Raw genomic sequence first — 13,103 nt, 5'->3', positions numbered from 1 at the left:
TTTCAAGATCCTTGATCACGACATCGCGCCGCCCGCGGGGCAGCAAGCGGAACGAGGCAACCGGGGGCAAGCGAGGGCAAGCGGGGACAACCGGGGCGGGTCGATCGGGCGGCGACCGGTTCGTGATCATCCCGGGTCTCTCGCCCGGCGGCGGGCGTGGCAGGCTGGTCCCATGGCCGTGCAGATCAATCCCAGCATCCTGTCCGCGGACTTCTCCCGCCTCGCGGACGAAGCCAAGGCCGTCGAGGGTGCCGACTGGCTCCATGTCGACGTCATGGACAACCACTTCGTGCCCAACCTGACCCTCGGGGTGCCGGTGGTGGAGGCGCTGGGCAAGGCGACGGACACGCCGATGGACTGCCACCTCATGATCGAGGACCCGGACCGCTGGGCCCCGGGTTACGTGGAGGCGGGGGCGGGCTCGGTCACCTTCCACGTGGAGGCCGCGGCCGCGCCCGTACGGTTGGCGCGCGAGATCCGGGCCAAGGGCGCGCGGGCGGCGATGGCGCTCAAGCCCGCGACCCCCATCGAGCCGTACGAGGACCTGCTGCCCGAGCTGGACATGCTGCTGGTGATGACCGTGGAACCCGGCTTCGGCGGGCAGGCGTTCCTCGACATCATGCTGCCCAAGATCCGCCGCACCCGTGAGCTGATCTCCCGGCACGGCCTGGAGATGTGGCTCCAGGTGGACGGTGGGGTGTCCGCCTCGACCATCGAGCGGTGCGCGGAGGCGGGCGCCGATGTGTTCGTGGCGGGTTCCGCGGTCTACGGGGCGCAGGACCCGGACAAGGCCGTACGCGAGCTGCGCGCCCTGGCCGAGAACGCGGCGGGCGGCACCGGGCTGTGCGGCCACGAAGCTGCCGGTCGGTGAACGTCACAGCAAAGCGCGAACCAACTCAGCCGTTTCTGACAGGATGAACGGTGAGGCCGGAACATTGACAAGTGAGGAGACCGCGGTGTCGACGGGCCGTTCAGCCACGCGGATGGGACCCGCCGAACTGGTGCAGGCGGCGGCCATGGCGCGCCGCTTCTACCTCGAGGGCAAGTCCAAGATCCAGATTGCCGAGGAGTTCGGGGTCAGCCGCTTCAAGGTCGCGCGGGTGCTGGAGACCGCGCTCGAACGCGACCTGGTGCGGATCGAGATCCGGGTTCCCGCCGAACTCGACGCGGAGCGCTCCGACGCGCTGCGCGCCCGCTACGGGCTGCGCCACGCGGTCGTCGTCGAGTCCCCTGCCGACGCCGAGGCCGACACCCCGGACCCGGAGAACCTGGGCGAGGTCGCCGCGGACCTGCTCGGCGAGCTGGTGAACGAGGGCGATGTACTCGGGCTGGCCTGGGGCCGTTCCACCATCCACATGGCCGCGGCGCTGCACCGGCTGCCCCCGTGCACCGTCGTCCAGCTCACCGGCGTGTACGACGCGGGCACGGCCGAGCGCGGTTCGGTCGAGGCGGTGCGCCGCGCCGCCGCCGTCTCCGGCGGCGAGGCCCACCCGATCTACGCGCCGATGCTGCTGCCGGACACGGCGACGGCCGACGCGCTGCGCGGACAGACCGGGATCGCCCGCGCCTTCGAGTACTTCGACAAGGTCACCGTGGCCTGCGTGTCCATCGGCTCCTGGGAGGCCGGGATCTCCACCGTGCACGACATGCTCACCGAGGAGGAGCGGGCCCACTACGAGAGCCTCGGCGCCGCCGCCGAGATGTCGGCCCACCTCTTCGACGTCGAGGGCCGCCGCATCGGCCGCGACCTGGGCGAACGGTGCATCACGGTGGAGGCCGACCGGCTGCGCCGGATCCCCGAGGTGGTGGCGATCGCGGGCGGCCGCCGCAAGGCGGTGGCGATCGGCGCGGTGCTGCGGTCGGGGCTGGTCACCAGCCTGGTGACGGACACGACGGCGGCCGACCACCTCCTGCTGGAGGCGGACCCGGGCCCCCGCCCCGCGCTCGACCGGGCCGACCCCGACGGCGACTGACGAGCCCGCTCCCGGTGCCCTCGGGCGCCGGGAACGGGCGTAGCGGTAGCGAGTCCTCGGACCGCGAGCCGTCCGACCCGGCTCCCCTCGGGGCACCGACCGTTCTCCGCCGCGCGATCTTCGCTCACCGTTCCTCTTCGCCCACCGCGCGACCAGGTATTGACATGAGTTCAGTTAGGTTTGATGCTGGTCGCATCTAACCTCGACAGATCAGCTGCGGGACACCTGGTGCGTACCTTCGGGTGACCTGGAACTCGCCGGCACGTCCCCTTCGGACAGTCGTCGCGAGTTGGTCTTCGAGCGAGACCCTTGAAGGTTCGCCTGCTCCGGCAACATCGATTCGATCAGCATGGAATCGTCGCTGCACGAGAAGAGGAGACAGCCCAATGGCCACGCCCCCTGAGCACCGCTTCGCGGGACAGGTCACGCTCGTCACCGGGGGCGGGTCAGGGATCGGGGCCGCGGTGGCCCGCCGGCTCGCCGCCGAAGGATGTGCGGCCGTGCACGTGGGCGACCTCGACGCGGACGGTGCTCGCGCCGTCGCGTCCGCCGTCGAAGGGGTTGCTCACGTTGTCGATGTGACGGATCCGCAGGCCGTCGATGCCGTCGTGTCGTCCGTCGTCGAATCCGAAGGCCGTATCGACGTGGTCATCCACACGGCCGGGGTCGACGACCCTGACGCCAAGACGCGCATCCTCGAGGCTCAGGAGTCGGGCGAGCCGGTGGACGTGCTGACCCGACTCGATGACGCCGCCTGGCGCCGGGTGATGGCCGTGAACCTCGACGGCACTTTCCACGTCCTGCGAGCCGCTGTGCGAGCCATGCGCACACGCGGCCGAGGCGCCATCGTGACGGTGGGCTCGTCCGCGGCGTTCGACACGCTCACGGGATATCCCCACTACGCCGCCTCCAAAGCCGGCGTGCACGCGCTGTCCCAGGCCGTGGCGAAAGAGGCCATCGCTTTCGGTATCCGCGTCAATACCGTCGCTCCTGGGCCAGTGGATACGCCGATGGCGGCGCGTACCCCGGGCGCCGTCCGCCAGAAGATGGCCGAGTCGGGCGGATACGCGACGCCGGAGCAGCTGGCCGACAACATCTGCTTTCTGGCGTCGCCTGCCGCATCCAATGTGGTGGGTGCGGTGCTGCTGAGCAATGGAGGCCGGTTCACGGTCTGACCGTTCCACTGGCGCTCGCACTGGTTGTGGAATGCGCGCCGCGCGATCGTCGCTACTTCTACAACTCCGCAATGGTGACTGGATACGCCATCGGCGCTGTGATTGTTTCGCTGGTGGCGGTTTTCGTGGTGCCGGCGGCGATCGGTCGGCGGAGGGCCCGAGCACATCGACAAGCTGGCAGCGACCATGCCGGCGGACGCGGGCACGCCCTGGGCTTGTCGCCGTCTCCGCCGGTGCCGCCGCAGGCGGCGAGCAACAGCGTGGCTCCCAGCCGAACCGATATGCCCGTGATCGGGTAGTTTGTGTGGGGTAGCGGGAGGTTGGCTGGGATTTCGTGAAGCTGCCAAACTGAACTTGATGAGACAATGACTGCGCAATGCCGGTCGAAGGTGAGATTTACCGGTGATGATCGACCCTCTCGGGGTGGCGAACTCACTTCAGTTCAATCATGAATGAGGCTCCCCGTTGGAGGATTACATGATCGCGGGGGTGTTTTGCTGGGGCTTCATGGGAGTGACCTGCGCCCCTGCGCGTGGAAACGTGGAAGTATGCAATTCCTTGAGCCTGGAACCGGTCGCTATGTGAAGTCGTCTCCGGCTCCCTACGACCTGACGTACGACGACGTGTTCATGGTGCCGAACCGCTCCGCGGTCGGCTCCCGCCAGGGTGTCGACCTGGCCTCACCCGACGGCTCCGGCACCACCATCCCGCTCGTCGTCGCCAACATGACCGCGATCGCGGGGCGCCGGATGGCCGAGACGGTCGCCCGGCGCGGCGGCCTCGTCGTCATTCCGCAGGACATCCCGATCGACGTCGTCACCGATGTCATCCGCTGGGTCAAGGGCCGCCACCTGGTCCTGGACACCCCGATCGTGCTCGCCCCCTCCGGCACCGTCGCCGACGCCCTCTCGCTGCTGCCCAAGCGGGCGCACGGCGCGGGCGTCGTGGTGCAGGACGGCCGCCCGGTGGGCGTGGTGACCGAGTCCGACCTGACGGGGGTGGACCGGTTCACGCAGCTGTCCGAGGTGATGTCCCGGGAACTGCTGCTGCTCGACGCCGACATCGACCCCCAGGACGCCTTCGGCCGCCTCGACGCGGCGCACCGCAAGTTCGCCCCGGCCGTCGACGCCGACGGCAAGCTGGCCGGGATCCTGACCCGCAAGGGCGCGCTGCGCGCCACGCTGTACCAGCCCGCCGTGGACGGTGAGGGGCGGCTGCGGATCGCCGCCGCCGTGGGCGTCAACGGTGATGTGGAGGGGCGTGCCAAGGCGCTGCTCGACGCCGGGGTGGACACCCTGGTCGTGGACACCGCGCACGGCCACCAGGAGTCGATGATCACCGCGCTGAAGGCGGTCCGCGCCCTCGGCCCGCGCGTCCCCGTAGCCGCGGGCAACGTGGTCGCCGCAGAGGGTGTGCGCGATCTGATCGAGGCGGGCGCCGACATCGTCAAGGTCGGCGTCGGACCGGGCGCCATGTGCACCACCCGCATGATGACCGGCGTGGGCCGCCCGCAGTTCTCCGCGGTGCTGGAATGCGCCGCCGAGGCGCGGAAGTTGGGCAAGCACGTCTGGGCGGACGGCGGGATCCGGCATCCGCGCGACGTGGCGATGGCGCTCGCGGCCGGGGCGTCCAACGTCATGGTCGGCTCGTGGTTCGCCGGTACGTTCGAGTCCCCGGGCGACCTCCAGCACGCCGCCGACGGGCGGCCGTACAAGGAGAGCTTCGGCATGGCGTCCGCGCGCGCGGTGCGCAACCGCACCAGCGAGGAGTCGCCCTACGAGCGCGCCCGCAAGGGGCTGTTCGAGGAGGGGATCTCGACCTCGCGGATGTTCCTGGACCCGACCCGTCCGGGCGTCGAGGACCTGATCGACTCGATCATCGCGGGGGTGCGCAGCTCCTGCACCTACGCGGGCGCGGGCTCGCTGGAGGAGTTCCACGAGCGCGCGGTGATCGGCGTACAGAGCGCCGCGGGCTACGCCGAGGGCAAGCCGATGCACGCCAGCTGGGAGTGAGCGGGCGGCGCCCCGCGAGGGCATCGCACGACGGTGGCCCCACTCGGCTCGGGTGAGTGGGGCCACCGTCGTGTGTGCCGCGACGTCACCGCATGACGCCGCGGGGGTCACCGCCCCGCCGGGGCAGGGCGTGCCGGGGTGGGCTGGTGAGGGTGATCTGGCGTACCAGCTGGTGGAACGAGACCAGCGCGGCGACCGGCGGGAGACCGGCGACGGCCATGCTGGGCGCGTTCTTGGGGGCGTGCGCGACGCACAGGAACACCGCGATCGTGGAGAAGAGCACGACCACCGCCCATGAGTGCGCGGCCCCGCGGCGGTGCAGCGCGGCCCGCAGCACGGACAGCGAGGCGACCAGCCAGGGGCCGTAGACCAGCAGGGGCCACCACGCGGCCATGGACTCCGAGGTGCTGGGGGAGGCCAGATAGCGCAGCGGGCGGTACGAGATCATCCCGCCCAGCACGCTCAGCATGGCGACGATCACGGTGGTCATCGCCGCGAAGAGCAGGCTGACCAGCTGGAGCCACGGCATGGTCGGCAGCCGGAGGCGGACCCGGCGGCGCTTACCGCGCCCGCGCACATGGGCGGGGGAGGGTGACCGGATGGGGATCGGACCGGTGGAGTGCACCGGCTCCTCGAGGGGGGCGGAGACGGGCGCGGCGGCGGGAGGGGGGACGGTGGGGATGGCTCCGGTGCTCTGGAGCAGCCGCGCCAGGTCTCCTTCCAGGTCCCAGCGGCCCTCCAGGGAATCCGGGTCCGGCAGGGGGAAAGGATTCCGCTCGTAGTCGATGCCGTGGTAGTCGACGCCGGGATAGTCGGCCCCGGAGTAGTCGACGCCGGCCTCGAACCGCTCGAACGGGGCGGGCGGCGGGCGGTGGCCGGTGGGAGGGGGCCCGAAGCCGCCCGGCCTCGGCTCGGTGTACGTCATGCCTGGACGCCCGCCTCGACGCCCGGCTCCGCCGTACCGGAGCGCTGGAGGAAGTCGTCCTCGATCCTGCCCAGGGTCGTGAGGAAGTCCTCCCAGACCCTCGAGCAGTATTCGAGGGGGTGATCGTGCGGGAACCGCTCCTCCTCGATCCCGTGGTCCCGGGCCCGGAACACGGGTTCGGCCGTAAGCGGAGCGTGGTCAGGGGGCTGCAGCCTGTCAGTCGTCACGTCCCCACCAACGACCGCCAAATTGGTGCCGTATCGCGGCATTCGGGTGAACCGGGGGGTGACGCGCGCACGGGTGTCGCAATGATTACCTGGCGGGCGCCCCCGCGCGCAATGTTCGGACACGTATGCGCAAGGATGGTGCATTACGGCCGTGGCCGGACGACTCGTAGGGTCTTGCGCTGACGCCGAGTGGCGCCAGACCGCGCGCTCGGCGATTCCCTTCTGCGGATGTGTCACCGGGCATCCCTATGCCCGCGTTCGGTCCGCCACACCCCGTACGCCAAGCCGATGGCAGCGATTAAGGAGCCACCCACGTGTTGGAGCACGGCACAGCCCCTCCCACCGCCCAGCGACCGGAGGGCAAGCCTCCGGCCGGCGGGTTCGGCGCCCGATTGATGCGGCGCAAACCGGTGGAGCGGCTGGTCGCCGAGGGCGGACAAGGTGAGGGCGGAAGCCTGCGGCGCTCCATGGGCATGTGGCAGCTGACCATGATCAGCATTGGCGCGACGCTGGGCACCGGCATCTTCGTCGTCCTCGGTGAGGCCGTGCCGGACGCGGGCCCCGCGGTCATCGTGTCCTTCGTCATAGCCGGGCTCACCGCGCTGTTCTCCGCGCTCTCGTACGCGGAGCTGGCGGGCACCATCCCGGTCTCCGGGTCCTCGTACTCGTACGCCTACGCCACCATGGGCGAGCTGATCGCCTGGGTGTGCGGCTGGTGCCTGATCCTGGAGTACGGCGTCTCGGTCGCGGCCGTCGCCGTCGGCTGGGGCCAGTACCTCAACGAGCTGCTGGACGGCACGCTCGGCCTCACCATCCCCGACGCGCTCGCCGCCCCGCCCGGCGACGGCGGCGTCTTCAACCTGCCCGCGCTGCTCGTGGTGCTGCTGGCCATGGTCTTCCTGCTGGGCGGTGCCAAGGAGAGCGCCCGGGCCAACGCGATCATGGTCGCGGTGAAGATCGCCGCGCTGATCCTGTTCTGCGCCGTCGCCTTCACCGGCATCCGGGCCGGGAACTACACGCCGTTCATGCCGCTGGGCATGGCGGGCGTCAGCGCCGCCGGGGCCACCCTCTTCTTCTCGTACATCGGCTTCGACGCCGCCTCCACGGCCGGCGAGGAGGCCAAGAACCCGCAGCGCGACCTGCCCCGCGCGATCATGCTCTCGCTGGTCATCGTCACCGCGCTGTACTGCCTGGTCGCGGCCGTGGCGGTGGGCGCCCTGCCGTGGAAGAAGTTCGCGGGCACCGAGGCCGCCCTCGCCGGGATCATGAAGGACGTCACAGGGCAGAGCTTCTGGGCCGTGGTGCTGGCGGCCGGCGCGGTCATCGCGATCGCCTCCGTGGTGCTGACCGTGCTCTACGGCCAGACCCGCATCCTCTTCGCGATGTCCCGCGACGGGCTGGTGCCCCCGGTCTTCTCCAAGGTCCACCCCAGGACCCAGGTGCCGCGCGCCAACACCGTCATCGTCTCCCTCTTCTGCGGCGTCCTCGCCGCCGCCATCCCGCTGGGCCAGCTCGCCGACGCCACCAGCATCGGCACGCTCTTCGCGTTCGGGCTGGTCAACATCGCCGTCATCGTGCTGCGCCGGACCCGGCCCGAGATGACGCGGACCTTCCGGGTGCCGCTGTCGCCGCTCTTCCCGCTCATCGGCCTCGGGCTGTGCCTGTGGATGATGAACAGTCTGGAGTTCGTGACCTGGGTGGTCTTCGGTGTCTGGATGGCCGTCGGACTTGTGCTGTACTTCGCATACGGCATGCGCCGATCCCGACTGGCCACAGCAGAGAAGTGATTCCCCCGCAGTGCGATTGAACGACCTCGACGAACGCATCGTCCACGCCCTCGCCGAAGACGCCCGGCGCTCCTACGCCGACATCGGCGAACTGGTCGGCCTGTCCGCCCCCGCCGTCAAACGGCGGGTGGACCGGCTGCGGGCCGACGGCGCCATCACCGGCTTCACCGTACGGGTGGACCCGGCGGCGCTGGGCTGGGAGACCGAGGGGTTCGTCGAGCTGTACTGCCGCCACAACACCTCGCCCGACGACATCCGCCGGGGTCTGTCGCGCTACCCCGAGGTGGCGTCCGCGTCGACCGTCACCGGCGACGCGGACGCCGTCGTCCAGGTCTTCGCCGCCGACATGCGCCACTTCGAGCGGGTGCTCGAGCGGATAGCGGGCGAGCCGTTCGTGGAGCGCACCAAGTCGGTGCTGGTGCTGTCGCCGCTCCTGCGGCGCTACACCTCGGGCGCCCCGACGTAACGCGCCCCGTCCCGGAGCGGCGACATCGCCGCTCCGGGACCCGCGCAACGAATCGCCGTACGGGGTCGAAAACGCGTAACGGATCCACGGCGAGCGCGCAACGATCGCGGCTTGTCGGTCGTTCTCGGCGCAACGTACCGTTTTCTGCGTACGTCACGTCTCCCCAGAGGTCTCCATGCCGCCGCTGCGCACCGCCCTGCTCCAGAGCTCCGGTCACCCCGGCGACCCCGCCCACAACCTCAAGGCCCTCGACGCCGCCGCCGAGCGCGCCGCGGCGGACGGGGCCGGGCTGCTGGTCACGTCCGAGATGTACCTCACGGGCTACGCCATCGGCGACGGCGTGCACCGGCTGGCCGAACCCGCCGACGGGCCGAGCGGCCGGGCCGTGGCCGAGATCGCCGCCGAGCACGGCATCGCCGTCCTGTACGGCTACCCGGAGCGCGGCGACGGCGAGGCCGTCCACAACTCCGCCCGCCTGGTCGGCCCCGACGGCACCCCGCTCGCCAACTACCGCAAGACCCACCTCTTCGGCTGCTTCGAGAACGACTGGTTCACCCCCGGTGACACCCCCGTCGTCCAGGCCGAGCTGGGCGGGCTCACGATCGGCATCATGATCTGCTACGACGTGGAGTTCCCGGAGAACGTCCGGGCCCATGCCCTGGCCGGGACCGATCTGCTGCTCGTGCCGACCGCCCAGATGCACCCCTTCCAGTTCGTCGCCGAATCCCTCGTCCCGGTACGGGCCTTCGAGAGCCAGATGTACATCGCGTACGTCAACCGCAGCGGCCCCGAGGGCGAGTTCGACTTCATCGGGCTGAGCTGTCTGGCCGGGCCCGACGGCACCATGCGCGCCCGCGCCGGGCGCTCCGAGGAACTGGTCCTCGGCGACGCCGACCCCAGGCTGCTGGCCACCTCGCGCCGGATCAACACCTACCTGCGCGACCGCCGCCCCGGGCTGTACGGGTCCCTCGGCTGACCCTTCACCTCTCCCCACCCTCACCGCCGCATCCGCAAGGAGTCCGTACCCGATGACGTCCACGGTGCCCACCGCCGTCCACGACGAGCACGAGTCCGAGCACACCGACACCCTCCCGCCGGTCACCATGTTCGGCCCGGACTTCCCGTACGCCTACGACGACTTCCTCAACCACCCCGCGGGCCTCGGCCAGATACCGGCGACCGAGCACGGCAGCGAGGTCGCGGTCATCGGCGGCGGGCTGTCCGGCATCGTGACCGCGTACGAGCTCATGAAGATGGGCCTCAAGCCCGTCGTGTACGAGGCCGACCGGATCGGCGGGCGGCTGCGCACCGTCGGGTTCGAGGGCTGCGACGGAGAGCTGACCGCCGAGATGGGCGCGATGCGGTTCCCGCCGTCCTCCACCGCGCTCCAGCACTACATCGACCTGGTGGGCCTGGCCACCGAGCCGTTCCCCAACCCGCTGGCCCCGGACACCCCCTCCACCGTCGTCGACCTCAAGGGCGAGTCCCACTACGCCCGCACCATCGACGACCTGCCGCAGGTGTACCGCGAGGTCGCGGACGCCTGGAACGCCTGCCTGGAGGAGGGCGCGGACTTCTCCGACATGAACCGCGCCATCCGCGAGCGCGACGTCCCGCGCATCCGCGAGATCTGGGCGCGGCTCGTGGAGAAGCTCGACAACCAGACGTTCTACGGCTTCCTCTGCGACTCCTCGGCCTTCACCTCCTTCCGCCACCGGGAGATCTTCGGCCAGGTCGGGTTCGGCACCGGCGGATGGGACACCGACTTCCCCAACTCCATCCTGGAGATCCTCCGCGTCGTCTACACCGAGGCCGACGACCACCACCGCGGCATCGTCGGCGGCAGCCAGCAGCTTCCGCTGCGGCTATGGGAGCGCGAGCCGCAGAAGATCGTCCACTGGGCGCCGGGCACCTCGCTGTCCTCCCTGCACGACGGCGCGCCGCGCCCGGCCGTGACCCGGCTGCACCGCGCCGCGGGCGACCGGATCGTGGTGACGGACGCCGACGGTGACATCCGCTCGTACCGGGCGGTCGTCTTCACCGCGCAGTCCTGGATGCTGCTCTCCAAGATCGACTGCGATGACTCGCTCTTCCCGATCGACCACTGGACGGCGATCGAGCGCACCCACTACATGGAGTCCAGCAAGCTCTTCGTGCCCGTGGACCGGCCCTTCTGGCTCGATCGCGACGAGGAGACGGGCCGGGACACGATGAGCATGACGCTCACCGACCGGATGACCCGCGGTACGTACCTCCTGGACAACGGCCCGGACCGGCCCGCCGTCATCTGCCTCTCGTACACCTGGTGCGACGACAGCCTCAAATGGCTGCCGCTGTCCGCGAACGAGCGGATGGAGGTCATGCTGAAGTCGCTGTCGGAGATCTATCCGAAGGTCGACATCCGCAAGCACATCATCGGCAGCCCGGTCACGGTGTCGTGGGAGAACGAGCCGTACTTCATGGGCGCGTTCAAGGCCAACCTGCCCGGCCACTACCGCTACCAGCGGCGGCTGTTCACCCACTTCATGCAGGACCGGCTGCCGGCCGGGCAGCGCGGCATCTTCCTCGCGGGCGACGACATCTCCTGGACCGCGGGCTGGGCCGAGGGCGCCGTCCAGACCGCGCTCAACGTGGTGTGGGGGGTGATGCACCGCTTCGGCGGCGCCACCGATCCGGGCAACCCGGGGCCGGGCGATATGTACGACGAGATCGCGCCCGTGGAACTCCCCGAGGACTGAGCGCGCTCATCCCGTGGGCGGCAGGGGAGTGAGCAGACAGCGCCCGACGAGCCCCACGCTCTTGTCGATCCGCTCCGCGAACTCCTCGACCAGCTCCGGCAGCGCCCGCAGCCCCCACAGGGCGCGGAACGCCGCCCACGCGGCGTCCCGCGCCTTGTCCAGGCTCCAGGAGCCGACGAGATGGGTGAGCGGATCGGCTGCCTCCAGCGGATCCGGGCCGGGCATCAGCTCCTCCCGGATCCGCTCCTCCATCCCGGCCAGCAGCGCCCCGACCCGGTCGAAGTCGCCCTCCAGGGTGGCCGGTTCCGCGCGCCGGGCCCGGCAGGTGTCCACCAGCGCGAGCGCCAGGTCGTGCCCGATGTGCGCGTTGATCCCGGCCATCGCGAACTGCACCGGGCGGACGGCCGGGTGGGCCCGCAGCTCGAACAGCGGCCGCCAGCAGGCGGGCGGCCGCCGCCCGGCCGCCCCCGCGTCGACCGCCGCCAGATAGCGGCCGGCGAACCGCACGTCCAGCTCCTCGGTGGCGGCCGCGTCCTCGAAGTAGCCGGTGCCGAGGCGGCGGCCGACCTCCTCGGTGACCGACAGATACACCCGGTTGAAGACCGCCACCCCGTCCTCGGGCGGCAGCGCCGCGCCGAGCGCGCTCATGCGCGCCACGACGCTCTGCACGGTGCGCGGCGTCTCCAGCCGCTGGGCGGGCATCGTCATGGGGAACAGCGTGGCAGCGCGCACCCCTTGCCGGCCGTTGGTGTGCCGTCGCATCCCCCGGACGGCTCAACGTATCGGCATGACCGTTACAGCGCGCCCGCGTCGCGGGCCGTCCACATCGTCGGATACAGCGGACGCCAGCCCAGCTCCTCGCGCAGCCGCAGGTTGGAGGTGCACCCCCACCAGGTGTCGCCGTCCGTCCGCTCGGTCATGCCCTCGGGAAGCGGCGCCCCGAGGATCTGGTGCAGCTCCACGGCGGTCGCCGGGGCGTCGTCCACGATGTTGTACTTCCGCCCCGACACCGAGCCGCCCGCCGTACCGCCGGGCGCGCGCAGCAGCCGCAGCAGCGCCTGGGTCACATCCGCGTGGTGGACCATGGCCAGCCGCTGGTTCCCGGCCCAGCCCGCGGCCAGCCCGAGCGCCTCGGCCAGATGCGGGTCGCCGTCCCCGTACACGAAGGACAGGCTGCCGATCCGCAGGTCCAGCCCGTGGTCGCGATGCAGCGCCAGCAGTTCCCGCTCGGCCTCCGCCTTCGAGGCGGGGTACGCGCCCCACAACACGCCGCCGGGCACGCTCTCGTCGTCCTCCACCAGTGGACGCCCGCGCGAGGCGCCGTACACCAGATTGGTGCTGACCTGGACGAACCGGCTCGTGCCCGCCTCCACCGCGGCCCGGCCCAGCGCCACCGCGGCGTCCCGGTTGACCGCCCACGCCTCCTCGTCCGGCACCCCGCGGAAGGCCGCCGCGATGTTGACGACGGCGTTCGCCCCGTCCATCGCCTTCCGTAGATCCTTCTCCTCGCGCAGATCACCCACCGCGACCTGCGCGCCGAGCGCCGCGAACGGTGCGCCCGGCCCCTCGTCGCGGACCAGCACCCGTACCTCGGTACCGGACCGGGCCCCCTCCAGCAGCCGCTTCGTGAACCGCTGCCCCACGCGTCCCGTCACACCCGTCACCAGAATCAACGGCATTCGACCATCCACCCTTCGCTCTCGATCGCTTGGTGGTCAGCCTGCGGCGGGCGGTGGAGCGACGGGAGAGACCTGCGTATCCAGGGATCGACAGTCCCTGGATACGGGCTGGATACGGAAC

General features: G+C 70.9%; 12 protein-coding genes. 8 read left to right on the top strand and 4 right to left on the bottom strand.

All coding sequences use genetic code 11. The annotated features are described in order from the left end of the window. Nucleotides 1-172 precede the first annotated feature (172 nt). The 4 genes from rpe (at nt 173) to ACH4SI_RS05505 (ending at nt 5,160) form a co-directional block, all read left to right on the top strand. Nucleotides 173-871: a ribulose-phosphate 3-epimerase gene (rpe, locus tag ACH4SI_RS05520; protein WP_398292886.1), complete on the top strand. Its 699-nt coding sequence runs from the start codon at nt 173-175 to the stop codon at nt 869-871. 112 nt (nt 872-983) lie between these two features. After that, entirely contained in the window at nt 984-1,973 is a 990-nt protein-coding gene (locus tag ACH4SI_RS05515; RefSeq protein ID WP_398293903.1) for a sugar-binding transcriptional regulator, read from the top strand. Between the two features lie 386 nt (nt 1,974-2,359). Further along, a complete protein-coding gene (locus ACH4SI_RS05510; RefSeq protein WP_398292884.1) occupies nt 2,360-3,148 on the top strand; it encodes an SDR family NAD(P)-dependent oxidoreductase in 789 nt (262 codons plus the stop codon). Nucleotides 3,149-3,696: 548 nt separating this feature from the next. Then, the gene (locus tag ACH4SI_RS05505) at nt 3,697-5,160 is read left to right on the top strand and encodes a GuaB1 family IMP dehydrogenase-related protein (RefSeq protein ID WP_398292882.1); all 1,464 of its coding nucleotides are present in this window, start codon (nt 3,697-3,699) and stop codon (nt 5,158-5,160) included. 85 nt (nt 5,161-5,245) lie between these two features. Here the strand turns inward: ACH4SI_RS05505 and ACH4SI_RS05500 are convergent, their stop codons facing one another. Together ACH4SI_RS05500 and ACH4SI_RS05495 are read right to left on the bottom strand one after the other, a co-directional pair. Further along, the gene (locus tag ACH4SI_RS05500) at nt 5,246-6,085 is read right to left on the bottom strand and encodes a DUF2637 domain-containing protein (protein ID WP_398292880.1); all 840 of its coding nucleotides are present in this window, start codon (nt 6,083-6,085) and stop codon (nt 5,246-5,248) included. Beyond that, the gene (locus ACH4SI_RS05495; protein ID WP_398292878.1) at nt 6,082-6,258 is read right to left on the bottom strand and encodes a hypothetical protein; all 177 of its coding nucleotides are present in this window, start codon (nt 6,256-6,258) and stop codon (nt 6,082-6,084) included. Before ACH4SI_RS05495 ends, ACH4SI_RS05500 begins: the two co-directional genes overlap by 4 nt. 368 nt (nt 6,259-6,626) lie before the next feature. Between ACH4SI_RS05495 and ACH4SI_RS05490 the strand changes: the two genes are divergently transcribed. The 4 genes from ACH4SI_RS05490 to ACH4SI_RS05475 all read left to right on the top strand — a co-directional run bounded on the left by ACH4SI_RS05490 (nt 6,627) and on the right by ACH4SI_RS05475 (nt 11,303). Further along, nucleotides 6,627-8,099 (top strand): amino acid permease, encoded by a 1,473-nt coding sequence (locus tag ACH4SI_RS05490; RefSeq protein ID WP_398292876.1) that lies wholly within the window; start codon nt 6,627-6,629, stop codon nt 8,097-8,099. Nucleotides 8,100-8,109: 10 nt separating this feature from the next. Continuing rightward, entirely contained in the window at nt 8,110-8,565 is a 456-nt protein-coding gene (locus ACH4SI_RS05485; RefSeq protein ID WP_009713600.1) for an Lrp/AsnC family transcriptional regulator, read from the top strand. A gap of 175 nt (nt 8,566-8,740) precedes the next feature. After that, a complete protein-coding gene (locus tag ACH4SI_RS05480; protein ID WP_398292873.1) occupies nt 8,741-9,541 on the top strand; it encodes a carbon-nitrogen hydrolase family protein in 801 nt (266 codons plus the stop codon). Between the two features lie 52 nt (nt 9,542-9,593). Beyond that, a complete protein-coding gene (locus ACH4SI_RS05475) occupies nt 9,594-11,303 on the top strand; it encodes a flavin monoamine oxidase family protein (protein WP_398292871.1) in 1,710 nt (569 codons plus the stop codon). A gap of 6 nt (nt 11,304-11,309) precedes the next feature. On the opposite strand, the gene ACH4SI_RS05470 is transcribed toward ACH4SI_RS05475, so the two are convergent. Both ACH4SI_RS05470 and ACH4SI_RS05465 read right to left on the bottom strand, forming a co-directional pair. Then, on the bottom strand, nt 11,310-12,011 hold the full coding sequence (locus tag ACH4SI_RS05470; protein WP_398292868.1) for a DUF5995 family protein: 702 nt from the start codon (nt 12,009-12,011) through the stop codon (nt 11,310-11,312). An 86-nt stretch (nt 12,012-12,097) separates the two neighbouring features. Then, nucleotides 12,098-12,982, bottom strand: coding sequence for an NAD-dependent epimerase/dehydratase family protein (locus ACH4SI_RS05465; RefSeq protein WP_398292866.1), 885 nt, complete (start codon nt 12,980-12,982; stop codon nt 12,098-12,100). Between the last annotated feature and the right edge of the window lie 121 nt (nt 12,983-13,103).

It is taken from the genome of Streptomyces sp. NPDC021212 (genome assembly GCF_044332925.1).
Taxonomy (GTDB): Bacteria; Actinomycetota; Actinomycetes; order Streptomycetales; family Streptomycetaceae; genus Streptomyces.
Note: the sequence above shows the minus strand (reverse complement) of the source record. Positions and strands in the feature narration are given on the sequence as shown.

Coding starts and splice junctions, on each gene's coding strand:
- rpe (WP_398292886.1), top strand. CDS start 173: ATGGCCGTGCAGATCAATCCCAGCATCCTGTCCGCGGACTTCTCCCGC.
- ACH4SI_RS05515 (WP_398293903.1), top strand. CDS start 984: ATGGGACCCGCCGAACTGGTGCAGGCGGCGGCCATGGCGCGCCGCTTC.
- ACH4SI_RS05510 (WP_398292884.1), top strand. CDS start 2,360: ATGGCCACGCCCCCTGAGCACCGCTTCGCGGGACAGGTCACGCTCGTC.
- ACH4SI_RS05505 (WP_398292882.1), top strand. CDS start 3,697: ATGCAATTCCTTGAGCCTGGAACCGGTCGCTATGTGAAGTCGTCTCCG.
- ACH4SI_RS05500 (WP_398292880.1), bottom strand. CDS start 6,085: ATGACGTACACCGAGCCGAGGCCGGGCGGCTTCGGGCCCCCTCCCACC.
- ACH4SI_RS05480 (WP_398292873.1), top strand. CDS start 8,741: ATGCCGCCGCTGCGCACCGCCCTGCTCCAGAGCTCCGGTCACCCCGGC.
- ACH4SI_RS05475 (WP_398292871.1), top strand. CDS start 9,594: ATGACGTCCACGGTGCCCACCGCCGTCCACGACGAGCACGAGTCCGAG.
- ACH4SI_RS05470 (WP_398292868.1), bottom strand. CDS start 12,011: ATGACGATGCCCGCCCAGCGGCTGGAGACGCCGCGCACCGTGCAGAGC.
- ACH4SI_RS05465 (WP_398292866.1), bottom strand. CDS start 12,982: ATGCCGTTGATTCTGGTGACGGGTGTGACGGGACGCGTGGGGCAGCGG.